Source organism: Bacillus cabrialesii, assembly GCF_004124315.2.
GTDB lineage: Bacteria > Bacillota > Bacilli > Bacillales > Bacillaceae > Bacillus > Bacillus cabrialesii.
On the sequence record NZ_CP096889.1, the window covers coordinates 256,880 to 275,027 of the forward strand.

Below are 18,148 nucleotides of genomic sequence, written 5' to 3' on the forward strand. Positions count from 1 at the left end.
TTTTTTAAGAAGAACTCCATGAATCCTAAAGGACTCATGGAGATACAGTATTATTTAAAAAGTGCTAGAAATGTACGGAAGAGTACTGCAGCAGCTCCCATTTCAGGGCCTACCGTTAATACTAAAGCACCGATACCAGCAACAATCAAGATACCTGTACCTGCCACAACCATGTTGTTGACAATAGTATTCCAATCTGGTGAATATACTTCCTCAGTATCTGGTAATCTAAAGTGCTTCTGTTTTATTTTAAACGTAATCGTAGTCGTAAGTCCAGTTGTTGCACTGTCACCTACTGGAATATCAGGGGTATAAATTTTAATTTGAATGTTTAAAGATTCAAAAGTTGGATTTACATAAACCTCCAAATAACCATTGCGTACTGATAAGCTAAGACTGTTTAGTAGGTTTTGGTAAGAGTCGATTTGTGATGCAGTGAGAGACGTTTGTGTGTCGCCCAATAAACCTGTGATATAGGCACCTGGTTTACCATTTGTAATGGTAATCGTATTTGGTGATCCTTCACTTGGTATGGTTGCCAGTAGTGAAGTGGATAGAATGATATCCAACTCAGGTGATGTAAAAATGGTTTCTGTCGTATCAAATTCAAACATAGCGTTCGCAAGACTTGATAGATTTTCTAAAGCCGGAATGGTAGATAAAATGTCTGTCAGTGTACGCAGTCTTGCATCATATACCGGATCAGACGGCGGATTTACATGGCCTGTGCCTGAGTCTCTTCCTGAAAAGCCGTCTTTATCAATCCCAATGCTTCCAGAACCGCTTCCGATTGTTCCCTCATAAAATTGATCAAAGGCCCAGTTGTTTGGCATCGGATAGCCGAGATTGCCGCTAAATCCAGTTGACATATTTGCAACAAAACTATATTTTGTCAGTCCTGCTTCTGATGTGCGGATACAAATGTTTCTCGGTCCGTAAACCCCTATTTCATACTTAGGTGCGGTTGAAAATGTCTGCATTTTAGTAAATGCTGACTTAATCTCTTGGAAATAAGGGATGATTTTATCGGTCACTTCGTAATCGTAGGCATCAAAATCGACGGCAAAATAAATGGTCGTGCCTGATGGGAAACCTAATCTTCGAGCCGCAGAAGCAGCGCTATATGCATCTCTTGTACCTTGGTCTTTGACAAAATATGAAGATTCATAGCCGCCGTCTTGATAAATCGGAAAGACCTTTAATCCCGCATCAAAAATAACTGATAGTTCTTCAGACGTCATAGCTTTTGAAGTAAGGCCGTTGCTTGTCCGCACATTCCCGGTCAAATATCTGCCAACCGTTTTATAACCGTTATTCCGCAGGGTTTGAGCTTTTTCTGCCGTTATAATTGTAGCAGTGTCACAAGCAGTAGCGGCGCGTGTTGTGTCTCCTGAGCTTGATAATAAAGCTTTAATGGTCGGCATATCTGCATAACCTGTTTGCGGCAGGCACATGAACTCTTGAAATGCTTTAACGGCTGAAACAACACCAACGCCATATTTGCCGTCAAATGCACCAGGGTCGAATGATTTCCCGTTGCAATAAAGAGCGTACTGAACAATTAAAACAAAGCCGGTTCTTGAATCGCCCGGAGTTAAAGTAGGGCATAAACTTGTGGTGCCGTTTCCGAAAAATCCATTGGCAACACTTGTGCTCATGCCTTCTTCTTTTTGCAGGGCATAAATAAGGGCTTTGTTTGTATCGCGGGCATACAGTCCGTCACAAGGCATTAAGCCGATGTAGTCATTGTAGTCCCGGTTTAAGTTTTGTTGAATCTGCCGGATTCTTGAGTCGCCTCCAGACACTAGCTTAAAAGCGCTCATGTCCAATAGGGCTTTCATAATCAACGTAGTGACAATCCCATCCTGTGTTGTCAGTCCGGCCGCTTTCTGGAATTCCTTCACCGCATTTTCTGTTTTTTCATAAAAGACGCCTGTAAAACCTCCGGGATTAAAGCCTTTGCACCATAAAGCACCCTGTAAAATATAATTCATGTTGCTTGGTTCTGAATCTGGAGATTGGCGTTTAAGAGGCTTAAATAGGCGCTGAGTTGTCGGCCCGAAATTATCGGCTGGTTCCGAGATACCCAGTTCAATTTGAAGCGCACGAGTCAGACCGTAGATCGTATCCCACCCCGTTTTCCCGCTTTCTTCTACTGGGTTATAACCGTGTTTGCCGCTGTACGTTTCGTTCAGCCATTGCTGTGTGATTAAGACCATTTCATCAACCATTTCGTTTCCTCCTTTATTAGATCGCGTTCATTTATAGGTGGCAAACGTAGGACAAAATAAAAAATAGATGCCGTTAAGCATCCATGTTAAACCCGTTCTCCATCAGCTTCGCTTTCGGTTTCAGCTCTGAAATGTATAGTCCTAAAAGCGTAAGTGCACCGCCTAGAAGAGCAATCCATGTCATCTTTTCATGCAGGATCAGAATGGAAGCAGCGATTGTGATGACCGGGACCATGTAAATATAGGCGCTGGATTTGACGGCGCCGAGCACAGCGACTGAGTAATTCCATGTGGCAAAGCATAGAGCGGAAGCACCGATGCCGAGGAAAAGCATATTGAGTACGTTTGAAGCGGACGAAAATCGGCTTAGGTCCAAATGGAAGTCGAACAAAAATAAAGCGGGAACCATAAACAACAAACCGTACAAAAACACTCTCTGTGTCAGCTCGATGATGTGATAATCGTAAGCGCTTAATTTTTTCATGAAAATCGAGTAGCCTCCAAACAAGAGAGCGGCCCCGGCTGCCAAGATGTCTCCGAATGGATTCAGCCGCAGAACGACATTGCCGTTGAACGTAATCATTAAAAGCCCGATCAGTGCCGGCCCAAATCCAATGAAAAAAGTCAGCCGCAGTTTTTCGCCTTCAAGCAGAAAGTGAGCCAGTATAGCAGTAATCATCGGGATAATGGACACAATCATGCCGACGTTAGATGCGTATGTATAGGTGAGAGCCATATTTTCTAATAGGAAGTATAAGGTTACGCCGAATAAACCGGCCCCGGCAAATAACAGTTCCTGCCGCCAGTTTTTGAATGGAATCATTTTGGGGCGTACGAGAATAAGTGCAATAAAGCCTATCAAAAATCGGTAAAATAATATGTCCATTGGCGTAAAGTCGGCCAGCAGTACCTTTGTCGAAATAAAGGTCGTCCCCCAAATCAGAATGGTCACAATGGCTGCGGTATGCCCGGATGTTTCCCTTTGTATGCTCATCTCTGAAGCTCCTTTTCAAAAATCTTCATGTATTGCTTCGGCGTCAGCCCCACCTGCCGTTTGAAAAACTTCGTCATATGGCTTTGATCGCTGAATCCCGTCTGAAATGCCGCGTCGATCGGTCTTACCCCTTGTTCCAGGAGTTTTTTCGCTTGATTAATCCGAATTGTCTCCAGATAACTATTAGGCGTAATTCCTTTTTGTTTTGTAAATGAACGCAGTAAATGATACTTGCTCCAGCCTGTTAATTCACTCAAATCTTTGAGCGTGACGTTTTCGGCATAATGCTTTATCTGGTCAATAATCTATTTTGAATGAAGATTAGTCTTTCCTGGTAGCGGACAGACTAAAAACCCCCATCTTTTTCTCTTTATGTGAGTTTCTCACACTTCCGTCATCAGAGTCCTGTTAACAATTTTAATCAATTCAGCCAAATTGACTCCTTGAAAGTACATATATTCATTCATGATTTCTAGCCCATAGAAAGAGGTGAACTGTAAAAGTTCCGTATGTTTGATTACAGTTTTTCTTCTTCAAAGGTTTGTCGAAAGCCGAATAATAACTGAGTTTCATTTTTCATAGAGAGTGAATGCAGGCTGTTGAGATGCACTATCTATAAAAAGTCCTGATGGAATAGATTTGTCTCACGAAAGAGCCTTTATAGGTTTTTTTCAATTCTTTAGGTCTTTTGTTTACGAAAAATAAACATTTGGATTATTTTTAGAGTTTTCAGCCAGAATGAGGTTACAAATATTAGAGATGAAAGAATTTTTTACAATTAAAATAGGTATATAGGGATAAATCTAAAAACGAATGAAAGGATGAAAGTAGGTTTCTTTTAACAAAAATTCCTTGTTTTTTTCATACCAAACGCTTTTGAGTACAATTAATCAAAATGTGGAACGTGAGTTCGATTTTTTCTAGGAAAAGAAAGGTGATTGCATATGTATACACTTCAAGAAATTAGTAAACCTAAAAGAAAAAAACTGGTGAAGAATATTGAGAAGCACTTAAAGAACTACAATAATTACAAAGTTGCCATCCTTAATCTAAGTAAACAACTTGAATTCATAGCTACAAATGATAACATTGAAATCTTTAAGGAAAGCGTCGATGAAGACTGTGAGTTTCAAGAATCTGTAGATAAGCTCGCCAGCGAGTTGCAGCATATCAAACTTGTTAAAGATTCAATCGATATCTCATTATCAGAATTAACAGAACTAGAGTATAAATTTGTTCAATACCGTTATTTCAAGAATTGGACTATCGAAAAAAGTGCGCTAGAGATTGGTTATAGTGATAAAGCACTTTTTGTAATACGTAATCAAGTAATGGATAAATTATTGATCAGCTTAGGAAGCGTAGTTTATATGTAAAACTTGAGGAGTTGAGCACAACCAAATTTGTACATAAAGTCTTTAAAGTTGAAGATAGAAGTATAACTAAATATACAAAAATACTTCTACCTTTTTCTTTAAAGTAATCTATTATTATATTTTTAGAAAGAAACCCCGATAATTAAGCAATATCACAGTAAAGGAGATTTGATGATGGATAAAGGAACATTTGTTAGAACGATTGTCTTGATTATAGCAATTATAAATCAATCACTTGCAATATATAACAAGTCACCTCTCCCTTTAGATAATGAACAATTAGAGCAATTTGTATCTATGGTATTTACCGCTATAGCGGCAGTGATAGCATGGTATAAAAATAATTATGTTACAAAAAAGGGGCACTCACAAAAACAATTATTGGCGGAGAAAAATTTAACTAAAGTCAAAAAAAATAAACATAAGACCTGTAGCTCTCCTAAATAGGGGAGCTTTTTCTTTATATCTTTAAAGTGAATATTTCTCCCAATTATTATGGCTTTGCTCATTGGTAGAGAATACGTATCATATTTGACAGAGCTACTAAAGAGTATCCATTAGCTATTTAAAGGCAGGAAATTATTCATTCAACCTGTGTGTGTGTCTGGGGACCTAAGTTAAAATGTTTTTTTAGGTTCTTTTTCTTATTTTTTTAGGATTTTTAGCTTACATAATGAATACTCCTAAACTTCATTCTAGATTTATGATAATTATGTACTCTTCCTCATGAGGACTAAAAAAAATGGAGGTCTATTATGGCAACAACATATTCTACAACCACTTATACTGTTAAATCTGGTGATAATTTAGGAAGTATCGCTCAACGATTTGGAATGACATTGTCAGAGATTCAATCACTGAATAACATTAGCAATCCAGATAAGATTCAAGTCGGTCAAATATTGAAAGTTTACGCTAGTGGCAATGATTCAGATAATGGTGGTTCCACACGTAAAACAACCACTTATACTGTTAAATCTGGTGATAATTTAGGAAGTATCGCTCAACGATTTGGGATGACATTGTCAGAGATTCAATCACTGAATAACATTAGCAATCCAGATAAGATTCAAGTCGGTCAAACATTGAAAGTTTACGCTAGTGGCAATGATTCAGATAATGGTGGTTCCACACGTAAAACAACCACTTATACTGTTAAATCTGGTGATAATTTAGGAAGTATCGCTCAACGATTTGGAATGACATTGTCAGAGATTCAATCACTGAATAACATTAGCAATCCAGATAAGATTCAAGTCGGTCAAACATTGAAAGTTTACGCTAGTGGCAATGATTCAGATAATGGTGGTTCCACACGTAAAACAACCACTTATACTGTTAAATCTGGTGATAATTTAGGAAGTATCGCTCAACGATTTGGGATGACATTGTCAGAGATTCAAACACTGAATAACATTAGCAATCCAGATAAGATTCAAGTCGGTCAAACATTGAAAGTTTACGCTAGTGGCAATGATTCAGATAATGGTGGTTCCACACGTAAAACAACCACTTATACTGTTAAATCTGGTGATAATTTAGGAAGTATTGCTCAACGATTTGGAATGACATTGTCAGAGATTCAAACACTGAATAACATTAGCAATCCAGATAAGATTCAAGTCGGTCAAACATTGAAAGTTTACGCTAGTGGCAATGATTCAGATAATGGTGGTTCCACACGTAAAACAACCACTTATACTGTTAAATCTGGTGATAATTTAGGAAGTATTGCTCAACGATTTGGAATGACATTGTCAGAGATTCAAACACTGAATAACATTAGCAATCCAGATAAGATTCAAGTCGGTCAAATATTGAAAGTTTACGCTAGTGGCAATGATTCAGATAATGGTGGTTCCACACGTAAAACAACCACTTATATTGTTAAATCTGGTGATAATTTAGGAAGTATCGCTCAACGATTTGGGATGACATTGTCAGAGATTCAATCACTGAATAACATTAGCAATCCAGATAAGATTCAAGTCGGTCAAACATTGAAAGTTTATGATAATGGTAGTGACGACGATACAAAAGATAATGACTCGACTCCAGATAAAGGAGATGGTGGTGCATCTGTAACTTATGTAACCGAGAGCCAGTTGAATCAAATCGGATGGTCAAGCTCGTATATTTCAAAAGCTATGTTGGAAGATTTGAATAATTGCTTAGAGAGATACAACATCACAACTAGATCTAGACTTTGCCATTTTATTAGCCAATGTAGTCATGAATCCGGAGCAGGTCGATGGAGAAAAGAATTGGCATCTGGCAAAGCATACGAGGGCCGCACAGATTTAGGCAACACTCAACCAGGTGATGGTCCAAAGTTTAAAGGAGCAGGTTATATTCAATTAACAGGGCGTTATAACTACACACGGTTTTCCAACGCAATTGGTGATCCCAAAATTATAAGTCTAGGTGTTGATTATGTAGCTGATAATTATCCATGGACTAGTGCTGGTTTTTGGTGGCATTCAAACAATATGAATGCATTATGTGACACTAATCCATCAGTTGAAGCAGTAACACGAAGGGTTAATGGTGGTTACAATGGGTTAGAAGATCGTAGAATGTATTACAATAGATGTATTAGAGTATTCTAATTAATAGCATAAAATAGTACTTAACAGAGGGGCAGTTCAATGTATGAACGAACTGCCCCTTTTGGAAATGTATAGAATTTCTTGTTTCGATATTACGATTACTGCTTAATGAATAACCATTTTATCAATGAATCGCTTAATTTTTTTATCGTCGCCTGTATCAACGTACACTTTTTTTGTGTTTTTTCTAATATTCTCAGTCTCTTTCTTCATTACACCTTTATCTAAATTATCAGCGGAATCCCAGCGTAAAGGAACATTGTATACATTAATCGTGCCATCCCCATTGCCGCTGTAAGTTACAGATCCATCCACTAACCGAGAACCTGCCAACTGGATCACATCTTCTGGATAGGTGGCGCTGGTGTCATCATTAGGATTGATCGGTTCGCCGGCTGAAATATGGCGAACATTCAATTCATCTATTTCTTGATTTGAACCAAGCTGCAGCCAAACTCGGGCATATTCGATTTTATCGGAAGAATATTCCCCCAGTACATTGTCATTTTCGCCTTTCCCTTCATTTCTTCCTGCTTCTGAAGATGTTTCTTTTGATTCATCCGTTGAGGATTCTTTTGAAGAATTTTCATCAGAATCTTTTGTTACAGACTCTTTTGAAGAATTTTCATCAGAATCTTTTGTTACAGACTCTTTTGAAGAATTTTCATCAGAATCTTTTGTTACAGATTCTTTTGAAGAATTTTCATCAGAATCTTTTGTTACAGACTCTTTTGAACTTGTTGACTCCGATTCTTCCTTACCTATTTGACTACTATCTTCAGTCTCATCATTATTTTCTACAGAATGTAAAGAAGAATCACTATCATTTTTTGATTCTTCTTTCTTACTACCTGAACATGCAGAGAGCAATAAGACAAGTAGCAGCAAGGCAACATTAAAATAAAATATCTTTTTAAATTTCTTCATTACTTTACCCTCTCCTTCAATCAACAACATACCATATAGGGAATATATGTCAAGAATCTATGAACCTTAAAGAGTGTGCGTTGGAGTTCAGCAACTAAGGCTTAGTGATACTAAGGCTTCGACTGATTCTTCTTATGATCACTCAAAAAAGTAACAGTAAATCGCCGAGTTATATTGGCTTCAATGGCCTCTAGCTGGTATGTTCTGTGTCATTTCGCTGGAATTCCCTATAAATATGGTACCATGGTGAATTCAGTAAAGGGGTATAAACTGAAAAAACAAGGAAAAAAGGTACTTTTTTACTGATCCTTTTTGATCATTTACTCACAGCCAGGAAAAGCTGCTGGAATCAGCATCCGCGCTAATTCACGCCGGCTTCCTGCTCCGGTTTTTGTAAAAATAGATTTCAGGTGATCCTGCACTGTATATGCGGAAATGTGCAGTTCGCCTGCCATTTCTTTGGTGGAAAGCCCTCTGATAACACAGCTGGTGATGTCTTTTTCGCGTTTTGTCAGATTGAATGCATCAGTTAAAATCATCAAGGTTTCGGCTGGGGATGCGGGTTCGAATGAGACCGCGATTTGTTCCGTGCTTCCAGTTAGGCGGCTTGCTTTCAAGGAGAGGCCGGGATTTGTAATGAGAACCTTGGCCGTTTCATTTGTTCGTGCTTTCGTACTGACGGCGCGAATTGGTTTGGGCAGTATATCTTCGTTTATATTCTCCCATTCACGCAGGACGGTTAGCCAATGACGGGCAGGCTGGTTAAAGGAGATGATATCAAGTGCGTGTGAAAGAATCAAAATGCCGGGGTCAGATGTTTGTCCAGAAGTGGTTAGAGAAAGTGTGAGCCTGAAACGGCGCAGCGCTTGTCCGATTAGCGGGGCCAGCTCTGCCAGAAGACGGCGCTCTTCTTTTTGAAAGTGAGGTTCCTTGATCCCTCGGAACAGGGACAAATGTCCCCAGCATTCCTCTTGATCCAATAAAACAGCCCGAAGCTCATCTCCAAACCCGGCAGGCTGTAAGATATCTGTGGAGCGCTTGCTTTTCCTTAAATCACCGCCTGTCGCTTCACTTAAAATGGCCGCAGTTTGTTTCGTGTGCAGTAACGTTGTGTACTGATTATAGTCCAGCTGTCCATATTCAGATTCAAACAGTTGGGGATGAATGTTTTCTATCTGGCCGTCTGTGATGGCGCCGATCGAAAGCAATGTGTCCGGGTCAACAGCAGTGCAGCAGGATGCGGCGAATGGGATAGATGTTTGGATTTCCGCAATGACGGCCTGTATATAGGTTGGAAAGGATACAAAAACCTGCTCCAGCTTGATAATGCGATGTCGGATGTCCATTGCTCTGCCTCCTTTTCAAAATCCCAGCTTTATGGGATGGTTCTTTTTTTGTTTATCACTGAGAATGGTTCTTAATAAATTGTATAAAAAAGACAGCGTGTTGAATAGAGGAGGACAATATGAATAGAAAATTAAATTGGAATCACCCTGATGCAGATCGGTATGAAGAAACCATTAAACGAAAAATCCCAGGCTATGATTTACTGTATGACATGATGGATCGGCTTCTGACAGAAAAGCTTTCTGAGCGGGAGGACATTCTCGTGGTTGGCGCAGGAGGCGGAAAGGAGCTGGTAACGCTTGGAACAGGGCATCCGGGCTGGCGTTTTACAGGAGTGGATACGTCAGGGCGAATGCTGGATGCAGCGAGAAGAAGAATGGAGGGGATGGAGATTCAAGCGGATTTGATAGAAGGAGATATCAATCATTTAACATTTGATAGGGTATTTTCAGGGGCGACGTGTATGCTTGTGCTGCATTTTTTGCGTGACCTGAATGCCAAGCGTGAGCTTTTGAAACACATAGCAGATCAGCTGCAAAGCGGAGCGCCTTTTTTGCTGGCTTCGATAAATGGGGATGTCCATTCATCTTCGTTTCAATGGCAGATGCAGGCGTGGAGGCAGCATTTTCTCGCTAATGGTATTTCTGAGGAGGAGTGGGAGACATTTGCGGAGTCGATCGGCGTTAGTACGCATCCGATTCCAGAAATTATAGTGGAGGAACTTCTTCGTGAATCGGGGTTTACAGGCGTGACGCGATTTTTCAATGCTTACGCGATTGGCGGATGGTTTGCAGTGAAGGGTGGAGATACATTATGAAGAACTGGTTATGTTTACTAAGGCCTTTTTGAAGCGGAGCCGGCTGTGGTATTGGTGTTTTGGAATTTAAGACAAAATAAAGTTTTCTTATTTTGTCTTTTTTAATAAAAATTTATTTTTTGAATATTTCAGTTATAATGATTGGGAAACAGGATAGGAGGGGCAAAGATGTATCAGTCGAAGAAGGTTTTATTGTTAGGTTCAGGCGAGTTAGGAAAAGAAGTAGTGATTGAAGCCCAGCGTCTTGGGGTACAGACGGTGGCGGTTGACAGTTACGAGCATGCTCCGGCAATGCAGGTCGCGCATAACAGCTATGTCGTTGACATGCTGGACCGCGAGCAGATCAGAATCATCATTGAAAAAGAAAAGCCGGATTTGATTGTGCCTGAGGTTGAGGCCATCGCCACGGATGAATTGCTGAAGCTTGAAGAGGAAGGATTTCACGTCATCCCGAATGCGCGTGCGGCGAAGCTCACGATGGATCGGGAAGGCATCAGGAGGCTTGCGGCGGAAACGCTAGGACTTGCGACGGCAGGCTATGAATTTGCGAATACATATGACGAATTTGCACAAGCGGCAGCTCAGATTGGTTTCCCTTGTGTCGTTAAACCTTTAATGAGTTCTTCTGGAAAAGGCCAAAGCGTGTGCCGCACTGAAGCGGATTTAGAGAGCTGCTGGGAGACGGCGATGAAAGGCGGACGGGTGAAAAACGGGCGCGTGATCGTTGAGGAGTTTATTCCATTTGAATCAGAAATTACGCTCTTAACTGTACGAGCGGTAAACGGCACGACATTTTGCGAGCCGATCGGTCATGTGCAAAAGGACGGAGATTATATCGAATCATGGCAGCCGCATCATATGACAGAGCAGCAAATGGAAGAAGCGAAACATATTGCGAAAGCCATTACGGATGAGCTTGGCGGGTACGGCCTGTTTGGTGTTGAGCTATTCCTTGCAAAAAATAAAGTGTATTTCAGTGAAGTATCTCCTCGACCTCATGATACGGGCCTTGTCACGCTGGTGACGCAAAATTTGTCAGAATTCGCACTGCATGTCCGGGCGATTCTCGGTTTTCCGATTACAGAAATCACACAGCTTTCTCCTGGCGCCAGCCGGCCCCTCAAAGCACCGGAAGAATCAGCGGATTACATTGTTGAGGGACTGGAAAACGCACTGGCAGTACCGAAGACCCAAGTTCGTGTCTTTGGCAAGCCGATAACGAAAGCCGGACGCCGTATGGCGGTTGCGCTTTCTGCGGCTGATACAGTCGAAACAGCGAGAGAGAACGCAAAGAAAGCATTGGATCAGCTGTCTATAAAATAGAATTTGAGCGGGCCTTGTCTTGGACAAGGCCTCAGCGTGTCGACAAACCCTCGCATTCGTTGTCAAGCCTGTGCGTTGGTGCTCACGAATTAGAGTATTCGCTCCGCTCCAATGCTCGGCTTTCCTGGACTTCAAGGGTTTTCATTCACGCTGAAAATCCTAAAACTGTATCGTTTTAGGATTTTGTCAACAATCTGGGGCCTTGTCTTATACAAGGCTTTTTTTTCATCCACCATAAAAGTTTTATCATAAGAATCAGAAACCTGATTATAATGTAAAAGTCTTCCATCGATAACGGCGGTTGACACAAAAGGAGGGAGATGACAAAATGAAATTAGTTTCAACATTCAGAAAAAAATGGTTCGCTTACTTAACGATTTTGTGCTTGTCTTTGGGAGCGGCGGTATCTTTCGGCTCACCGGCGCAAGCGGCAGAGAACCCGCAAACTTCTGTATCGAATACCGGTAAAGAAGCTGATGCCCCGAAAAACCAAACGTCAAAAGCAGAACAGGTTTCAGCCCCTTATGAAGGAACCGGGAAAACAAGTAAATCGTTATACGGCGGCCAAACGAAACTGGAAAAGAACATTCAATCCTTACAGCCTTCAAGCATCATCGGAACTGATGAACGCACCAGAATCTCCGGCACTACGTCTTTTCCTTACAGAGCAACTGTTCAACTTTCAATCAAGTATCCCAACACCTCAAGCACTTATGGATGTACCGGATTTTTAGTCAATCCAAATACTGTTGTAACGGCTGGACACTGTGTGTACAGCCAGGATCACGGATGGGCTTCGACGATAACCGCAGCGCCGGGACGGAATGACTCGTCATATCCATATGGAACTTATTCTGGCACGATGTTCTATTCCGTCAAAGGATGGACGGAAAGCAAAAACACCAATTATGATTACGGAGCTGTTAAATTAAACGGTTCTCCTGGAAACACGGTTGGCTGGTACGGCTATCGGACAACAAACAGCAGCAGTCCCGCGGGCCTTTCCTCGTCAGTGACAGGATATCCGTGTGACAAGACATTTGGCACGATGTGGTCTGACACAAAGCCGATTCGCTCCGCTGAAACGTATAAGCTGACCTATACAACCGATACGTACGGCTGCCAAAGCGGCTCGCCCGTTTATCGAAACTACAGTGATACAGGGCAGACAGCTATTGCGATTCACACGAACGGAGGATCGTCATATAACTTGGGAACAAGGGTGACGAACGATGTATTCAACAATATTCAATATTGGGCAAATCAATAAATACAGCAAGCTAGCGATTTTTATGTCTATTTTGTTTATATGCGGGTGCAGTTCTCAAACGCATTCTGCACAAAAGGAAACAGCCATTCCTGTAACCCTTCATGTGGAGGATGGCGAGGGACTGCCGGTTGAAGGGGTTCAAGTGACGATTGTCAAAGCGCCGGCCTCAGATCAGGAGCCGAGTGCAGAGATTGGCGAGATTCTCGGTAAAACAGACAAAAACGGAGACATCAAATGGGATACCGGCAAAAAAGGTGACTACTCAGTCGCATTGACGAAAGGTGAAAAATCGGTAACCCATCATATCTCATTAACAGAGGATAAAAAAGATAAGGTCATTCCATTAGTTTTCAAAGAATAGGCGGTTTCTCTCTTTCGAGGGAAACTGCTTTTTTTATGTATCACAGGAAGCCAATCTATATACTGGAAAATTATAATATGAGATAATAAGAAATAGGTATTTTTTCTTATGAGACAAAAGGGGAGTTAACCTCTATTTTATATCAATCAAACCCGGAGGAAAAAGAAGAAGATGACACAAGATTCGATGCAGTTTGCCGCGGCTGAAAGCGGTCTTCGCTTTTACCAGGCATATGATCTAAGCCTTTCTTTGTGGCAGATTGAGCCGGAAGCATTCTATGTTTCTACTCGTTTTGGAAAAACACACATCATGGCAAGTGGACCGAAGGACGCACCTGCGCTCATTTTGCTTCACGGAGGCCTTTTCAGCTCCGCAATGTGGTATCCGAATATCGCGGCGTGGAGCAGTCAATTTCGTACATATGCTGTCGATATAATTGGAGACAAAAATAAAAGCATACCAACAGCTGCTCTGGATACGAGAGCTGATTGCGCGGAATGGCTGAAAGACGTCTTTGATTCGCTCGGACTTCAGAAGGCGCACCTGGCCGGCCTTTCACTTGGTGGCTCCCATATCGTGAATTTCTTGCTCCACGTGCCTGAAAGAGTAGCGCGGGCAGTTGTCATGAGCCCTGCTGAGGCGTTTATTTCATTTCATCCGGATGTCTATAAATACGCTGCGGGGCTTAAAGGGGTAAGCGGAGCTGAGGCATATATCAAGTGGATTACGGATAGCCGTTATGATCTGCATCCTCTGCTGCAAAGACAAATTGTGACGGGTGTGGAATGGCAGGATGAACAAAGAACCCTTAAACCGGCAGAAAACGGCTTTCCGTACGTGTTCACAGACCGGGAATTGAAATCGATTGCGGTCCCGATCCTCCTGATGTTCGGTGAGCGCGAGGTGATGTACCATCAGCAAATGGCTTTAGAACGGGCTGCGGTATTGGTGCCGGGAATTCAGGCAGAAATCGTGAAGAATGCGGGGCACCTGTTATCTCTGGAGCAGCCAGAGTACGTCAATCAGCGTGTCTTGTCCTTTTTGAGCGGGGAGTAAAATTGTAAGAAACATGAAAAGATTGGCATTCATTGTTCAAAAGGTAACAAATGTTGTATAATAATAGAATTTGAGTGCTGCTTTTTTGTGGGCATTCTATGTTATCATGCTTAATAGAGAAAATTTTTCCTGTAACGCTATTTGATCCGTATCGTCGAATGATATAGATGGTTTTACAATTGGAGGTTTGGTTACACTGTGAATTATATCCCCTGTATGATTACGATTGGAAACTTTACTTGCGGGCTGCTGGCAATTCATTCCTTGTTATATCACAACATTCATTCAGCAGTGCTTTTCATTTTTACCGGCATGTTTCTCGATTTCTTTGACGGGATGGCTGCACGTAAGCTGAATGCCGTTTCTGATATGGGAAAAGAACTTGATTCGTTTGCCGATCTGGTGACGTTTGGCGTGGCTCCTTCTATGCTTGCTTACAGTGTCGCATTGTACGCCCTGCCATTTATCGGGATTTTATGCGCATTGACGTACAGCATTTGCGGAATGCTTCGCCTCTCTAAATTTAACATTGAACAAAGCAAGCTTCCGACATTTATCGGAATGCCGATTCCATTTGCGGGCATGTGTCTCGTTATTCTAAGCTTCGTCTATAACCCGATCCTGCTGGCAATCGGCACTTGCGGACTTTCATATTTAATGGTGAGTAAAATAAAATTTCCTCACTTTAAAAAACATGCGGCAGAAAACCTGGAGTCCGAGAGATGGAATTAGTTCAGCAGCTTATAGCGGATTACGGTTATCTCGCTATTTTTTTGATGCTGGTTCTAGGGATTGTTGGATTGCCGATCCCAGATGAAGTGATGATGACCGTTGTTGGCTACTTCACACAAACACATGTGCTGAATTATGAGCTTTCGATTTTGATCAGCTTTGTCGGAGCGCTGTTAGGTATGCTGATCAGCTACATGATCGGCAGAAAAGCCGGGCGTCCGTTCATCGATAAGTATGGCAAGTGGGTCGGTTTAAAAGAAAAGAGAATGATGAAAGTGGAGAAATGGATGAAGAAATACGGTCCATATTCTCTTATATTAGGGTATTTTATTCCCGGTGTCCGGCATGTGACGTGCTACTTTTCGGGTATCGGCAAAATGGACCTAAAAATGTATATTGCGTTTGCGGCAATCGGCGCCTTTTTATGGTGCTTTATTTTTATTACAATTGGAAGGGTTATAGGGATTATTCATGTTTAATACGGCTGTAAAGATTCTGTATCGATCATTGATAGAGCTGACGAATCATCGTCTGTCCTCCTATCTGATTAAAGGATTTTGCGAGTCTAAAATCAGCAAGCCGGTCATTCCGCTTTTCTCAAAGCATTTTCGGCTAAATTGGGATGATGTTGACTGTACGGCCGCTGATTACGGTTCGCTGTCCGAATTGTTCATTCGGAATATCAATCTGGAGCGGCGCCCTGTTTCAAAAGAAGCACATGCGGTGGTCAGCCCTGTTGACGGTGTGGTTCAGACGATAGGAACAATTAACCCGAATCAAACCTTTACGGTAAAGGGAAAAGATTACTCATTCGCTGAGCTGACCGGCTGCAAAAGCGCAGACCATCAATACAACGGCGGGTACTTTGTCGTTCTCTATTTAAGCCCGCGGCATTATCACCGTTTCCATTCGCCGATCAGCTGCAGGTATCAAAAGCTGGCTGAGCTTGGAAATCGCTCATATCCGGTCAATCAATTAGGGTTGAAATACGGAAAAGATGTCTTGTCAAAAAATTATCGGTTTGTGTACGAGCTGAATGGCGGCAGCCGAAATGTCCTGATGATCCCTGTCGGGGCGATGAATATTAATTCTATCGTGCAGACGAGTACACGAGACGAGCTGGAGATCGGCGAGGAGCTTGGATACTTTTCATTCGGCTCAACCGTCATTTTGATTTTTGAAAAGGGCGCGTTCCAGCCGTCCGCCAATTTGACAGAAGGCCAGGAAGTCCAAGTCGGAGAACTGATAGGTTACGAAGAGCATAAAGAGGAGCTTGCATAGACGCAGCGCCTCTTTTTTTGAAGAAAGGTGAGGCTCATGGAGAAACAAATCGTCAGCTGGATCACAGATTATCAGAACACCGGAGATGAAGCCGTCCTGAGACAGCTGCGGGAAGCGTGCTGGCCGATCGTTGAAGCGGTTCTGCAGGAGAAGGCAACGGATGAAGGGCAAGCGAGCGATTTGCGCGAAAAAGGAATCGAGCGCTTTCCGTTCATCATCAGCAAATACCAAACGGATGTGCAGCTTCCGGTTGAGACATTTTTACAAAATACGTATCGGTTTTACTTTCATCAGGTGATGAGAGAATTCAGATAAAGCTTCTTTGAAAAGAGAAGCTTTTTTTGTTGGCAGGAAAAGGAAACTTTTTCTATATCTATCTCGTAACTAATAGAGAACCTAATAGAAAAGGAGAGATAGAATTTGAAACGAATAGTAGTGAAAATGATTCTGCCGCTGCTGATTGTCTGTTTGGTGTTTTCTTCTTTTTCAGCCTCCGCCCGTGCTGCTTCTGAAGAAAAACATTGGGAGCGCTGGATTGAACGACATGCACATCCACTGGATTCTTCCGATGCTTCAAACAAAGACCTTCGCTTTCTGAAGAGGGTGCTGAAAGGAAAACGAATCGTTCAGTTAGGAGAAACCACACACGGCGCTGGCGAAATCAATGCAACAAAGGTCCGCATGATCAAATACCTCCACGAAGAACTGGGATATGATGTCTTGGCCTTTGAATCTGACTTTGCCAATACAAATGCATCCTATCTCAATATGGACCAATCCACTCCTAAGAACACGATGAAAAATTCCATTTACGCTGTGTGGCACACAGAAGATGTCGTTGAACTGTTTGCTTACATGAAAGAGCAAAAAGAGAAAGGCGATCCGCTGATCCTTACCGGTTTTGATATTCAAAGCATGAAGAATTCATTCAATGATGCCGCGAATCAATGGGTAAAGGCGGTGGACCCTGAAAAAGCAGAGCTGCTTTCCCAATCAGAAAACGATTTTTCAAAATTGGTGACAGACAGCAGCACGTTTGATGAATTTGCGCAAAAGAAGGAAAAGCTTGTGAAAAACTATCAGGAGCTTATCAAGTTCGCTGAAACTAATGCTTCTGCGCTAAAAGCCCACCTTCCGAAAGAGCCGAAAGCTTATGAGATGTTTATGCATTCCCTTCAGCTGAGAATTGACGTCATGGAAATGTATATGCTGGAAGAAATGAAAGAAAAACTAAAGGATTATCCGGAGAATATTGAAGACTTTTCATTCTATATGAGAGACCGCATGATGGCTGAACAATTTCAGTGGGTTGCGGAAACTCTTTATCCAAACAAGAAAATCATTGTCTGGGGCCACAATTACCATCTTCGGAAACAGAATACCAAAATGATAAAGGACTGGGTAAAGCTAAACGGCCCTAACATGGGTGATTATTTGCCGGAGCGGCTGAAAAAACAAACATATACGATTGGGATCTACGCTTACTCAGGTGCGAGTCTCGACAGCTCTGATAATAAGACCGTTATGCCGGTCACAAGCCCGCCGCCACCAGGAAGTCTTGAAGCCTTGCTGAAAGCTGCGGACCATCCAGCTGTCTTTGTTGATTTTCTCCATACAAAAAACAAGAAAGGCACTTCGTGGATGTACACCCCCCGGACAGCACTCTATTGGGGGGATAAAGAAGAGCAGATGATCCTGAAGGAACAATATGACGGTGTCATTTGGCTGGAGCATATCACGCCATCTGCCATTATTAAGTGAGCAGTGTCCCCCTGTGGTATAACAGGGGGTTTTTACATATCGCAAAAATAATCAAAACATATA

The 18,148-nt window shown here is 42.0% G+C and carries 17 protein-coding genes and 1 pseudogene; 13 read left to right on the plus strand and 5 right to left on the minus strand.

Annotation, left to right across the window (positions count from 1 at the left end):
• Positions 1-50: 50 nt before the first annotated feature.
• From EFK13_RS01450 to EFK13_RS01460, 3 genes and pseudogenes are all read right to left on the minus strand, one after another.
• Entirely contained in the window at positions 51-2,231 is a 2,181-nt protein-coding gene (locus tag EFK13_RS01450; RefSeq protein ID WP_129506859.1) for a glycoside hydrolase domain-containing protein, read from the minus strand.
• Between the two features lie 73 nt (positions 2,232-2,304).
• Complete coding sequence (locus EFK13_RS01455; RefSeq protein ID WP_129506858.1) at positions 2,305-3,225, minus strand: DMT family transporter; 921 nt, start codon at positions 3,223-3,225, stop codon at positions 2,305-2,307.
• Positions 3,222-3,515: pseudogene (locus EFK13_RS01460) on the minus strand (helix-turn-helix transcriptional regulator); the annotation flags it as partial. The pseudogene EFK13_RS01460 and the gene EFK13_RS01455, both read right to left, overlap by 4 nt.
• Positions 3,516-4,169: 654 nt before the next feature.
• Between EFK13_RS01460 and EFK13_RS01465 the strand changes: the two are divergent.
• The 3 genes from EFK13_RS01465 to EFK13_RS01475 all read left to right on the plus strand — a co-directional run bounded on the left by EFK13_RS01465 (position 4,170) and on the right by EFK13_RS01475 (position 7,210).
• Complete coding sequence (locus EFK13_RS01465; RefSeq protein WP_129506857.1) at positions 4,170-4,601, plus strand: transcriptional regulator; 432 nt, start codon at positions 4,170-4,172, stop codon at positions 4,599-4,601.
• A 171-nt stretch (positions 4,602-4,772) separates the two neighbouring features.
• Positions 4,773-5,048, plus strand: a complete 276-nt coding sequence (locus EFK13_RS01470; RefSeq protein WP_240034928.1) for a phage holin — start codon at positions 4,773-4,775, stop codon at positions 5,046-5,048.
• Between the two features lie 308 nt (positions 5,049-5,356).
• Positions 5,357-7,210: a LysM peptidoglycan-binding domain-containing protein gene (locus tag EFK13_RS01475; RefSeq protein ID WP_248894264.1), complete on the plus strand. Its 1,854-nt coding sequence runs from the start codon at positions 5,357-5,359 to the stop codon at positions 7,208-7,210.
• Positions 7,211-7,315: 105 nt separating this feature from the next.
• Here the strand turns inward: EFK13_RS01475 and EFK13_RS01480 are convergent, their stop codons facing one another.
• Complete coding sequence (locus EFK13_RS01480; RefSeq protein ID WP_129506855.1) at positions 7,316-8,137, minus strand: hypothetical protein; 822 nt, start codon at positions 8,135-8,137, stop codon at positions 7,316-7,318.
• A 320-nt stretch (positions 8,138-8,457) separates the two neighbouring features.
• A complete protein-coding gene (locus tag EFK13_RS01485; RefSeq protein ID WP_129506854.1) occupies positions 8,458-9,483 on the minus strand; it encodes a LuxR C-terminal-related transcriptional regulator in 1,026 nt (341 codons plus the stop codon).
• A gap of 119 nt (positions 9,484-9,602) precedes the next feature.
• On the opposite strand from EFK13_RS01485, the gene EFK13_RS01490 reads away from it, so the two are divergent.
• The 10 genes from EFK13_RS01490 (at position 9,603) to EFK13_RS01535 (ending at position 18,085) form a co-directional block, all read left to right on the plus strand.
• Positions 9,603-10,301: a class I SAM-dependent methyltransferase gene (locus EFK13_RS01490; protein WP_129506853.1), complete on the plus strand. Its 699-nt coding sequence runs from the start codon at positions 9,603-9,605 to the stop codon at positions 10,299-10,301.
• 168 nt (positions 10,302-10,469) lie between these two features.
• Positions 10,470-11,624 carry a phosphoribosylglycinamide formyltransferase 2 gene (gene purT / locus EFK13_RS01495; RefSeq protein WP_129506852.1) on the plus strand — a complete coding sequence of 385 codons (1,155 nt, stop codon included), beginning with the start codon at positions 10,470-10,472 and terminating at the stop codon, positions 11,622-11,624.
• 328 nt (positions 11,625-11,952) lie between these two features.
• Entirely contained in the window at positions 11,953-12,894 is a 942-nt protein-coding gene (gene mpr / locus EFK13_RS01500; protein ID WP_129506851.1) for an extracellular metalloprotease Mpr, read from the plus strand.
• Positions 12,857-13,255, plus strand: a complete 399-nt coding sequence (locus tag EFK13_RS01505; RefSeq protein ID WP_129506850.1) for a YbfJ family protein — start codon at positions 12,857-12,859, stop codon at positions 13,253-13,255. Before mpr ends, EFK13_RS01505 begins: the two co-directional genes overlap by 38 nt.
• Positions 13,256-13,426: 171 nt before the next feature.
• On the plus strand, positions 13,427-14,311 hold the full coding sequence (cesB, locus tag EFK13_RS01510; RefSeq protein WP_129506849.1) for an enantioselective carboxylesterase CesB: 885 nt from the start codon (positions 13,427-13,429) through the stop codon (positions 14,309-14,311).
• A 198-nt stretch (positions 14,312-14,509) separates the two neighbouring features.
• Positions 14,510-15,043, plus strand: a complete 534-nt coding sequence (gene pssA, locus EFK13_RS01515) for a CDP-diacylglycerol--serine O-phosphatidyltransferase (protein ID WP_064815290.1) — start codon at positions 14,510-14,512, stop codon at positions 15,041-15,043.
• Positions 15,034-15,522 carry a DedA family protein gene (locus EFK13_RS01520; RefSeq protein ID WP_129506848.1) on the plus strand — a complete coding sequence of 163 codons (489 nt, stop codon included), beginning with the start codon at positions 15,034-15,036 and terminating at the stop codon, positions 15,520-15,522. Before pssA ends, EFK13_RS01520 begins: the two co-directional genes overlap by 10 nt.
• A complete protein-coding gene (locus tag EFK13_RS01525; protein WP_129506847.1) occupies positions 15,515-16,324 on the plus strand; it encodes a phosphatidylserine decarboxylase in 810 nt (269 codons plus the stop codon). The genes EFK13_RS01520 and EFK13_RS01525 overlap by 8 nt, the downstream gene beginning before the upstream one ends.
• A gap of 36 nt (positions 16,325-16,360) precedes the next feature.
• Entirely contained in the window at positions 16,361-16,639 is a 279-nt protein-coding gene (locus EFK13_RS01530) for a hypothetical protein (RefSeq protein ID WP_129506846.1), read from the plus strand.
• A gap of 105 nt (positions 16,640-16,744) precedes the next feature.
• Entirely contained in the window at positions 16,745-18,085 is a 1,341-nt protein-coding gene (locus tag EFK13_RS01535; protein ID WP_129506845.1) for an erythromycin esterase family protein, read from the plus strand.
• Positions 18,086-18,148: the final 63 nt, after the last annotated feature.

What these genes read in the sequence shown, in the direction of transcription:
- EFK13_RS01470 (WP_240034928.1), top strand. Translation starts at nt 4,773, where the DNA reads ATGATGGATAAAGGAACATTTGTTAGAACGATTGTCTTGATTATAGCA.
- mpr (WP_129506851.1), top strand. Translation starts at nt 11,953, where the DNA reads ATGAAATTAGTTTCAACATTCAGAAAAAAATGGTTCGCTTACTTAACG.
- cesB (WP_129506849.1), top strand. Translation starts at nt 13,427, where the DNA reads ATGACACAAGATTCGATGCAGTTTGCCGCGGCTGAAAGCGGTCTTCGC.
- EFK13_RS01480 (WP_129506855.1), bottom strand. Translation starts at nt 8,137, where the DNA reads ATGAAGAAATTTAAAAAGATATTTTATTTTAATGTTGCCTTGCTGCTA.
- EFK13_RS01505 (WP_129506850.1), top strand. Translation starts at nt 12,857, where the DNA reads ATGTATTCAACAATATTCAATATTGGGCAAATCAATAAATACAGCAAG.
- EFK13_RS01520 (WP_129506848.1), top strand. Translation starts at nt 15,034, where the DNA reads ATGGAATTAGTTCAGCAGCTTATAGCGGATTACGGTTATCTCGCTATT.
- EFK13_RS01465 (WP_129506857.1), top strand. Translation starts at nt 4,170, where the DNA reads ATGTATACACTTCAAGAAATTAGTAAACCTAAAAGAAAAAAACTGGTG.
- EFK13_RS01450 (WP_129506859.1), bottom strand. Translation starts at nt 2,231, where the DNA reads ATGGTTGATGAAATGGTCTTAATCACACAGCAATGGCTGAACGAAACG.
- EFK13_RS01485 (WP_129506854.1), bottom strand. Translation starts at nt 9,483, where the DNA reads ATGGACATCCGACATCGCATTATCAAGCTGGAGCAGGTTTTTGTATCC.
- EFK13_RS01490 (WP_129506853.1), top strand. Translation starts at nt 9,603, where the DNA reads ATGAATAGAAAATTAAATTGGAATCACCCTGATGCAGATCGGTATGAA.
- EFK13_RS01530 (WP_129506846.1), top strand. Translation starts at nt 16,361, where the DNA reads ATGGAGAAACAAATCGTCAGCTGGATCACAGATTATCAGAACACCGGA.
- EFK13_RS01525 (WP_129506847.1), top strand. Translation starts at nt 15,515, where the DNA reads ATGTTTAATACGGCTGTAAAGATTCTGTATCGATCATTGATAGAGCTG.
- EFK13_RS01455 (WP_129506858.1), bottom strand. Translation starts at nt 3,225, where the DNA reads ATGAGCATACAAAGGGAAACATCCGGGCATACCGCAGCCATTGTGACC.
- purT (WP_129506852.1), top strand. Translation starts at nt 10,470, where the DNA reads ATGTATCAGTCGAAGAAGGTTTTATTGTTAGGTTCAGGCGAGTTAGGA.
- EFK13_RS01475 (WP_248894264.1), top strand. Translation starts at nt 5,357, where the DNA reads ATGGCAACAACATATTCTACAACCACTTATACTGTTAAATCTGGTGAT.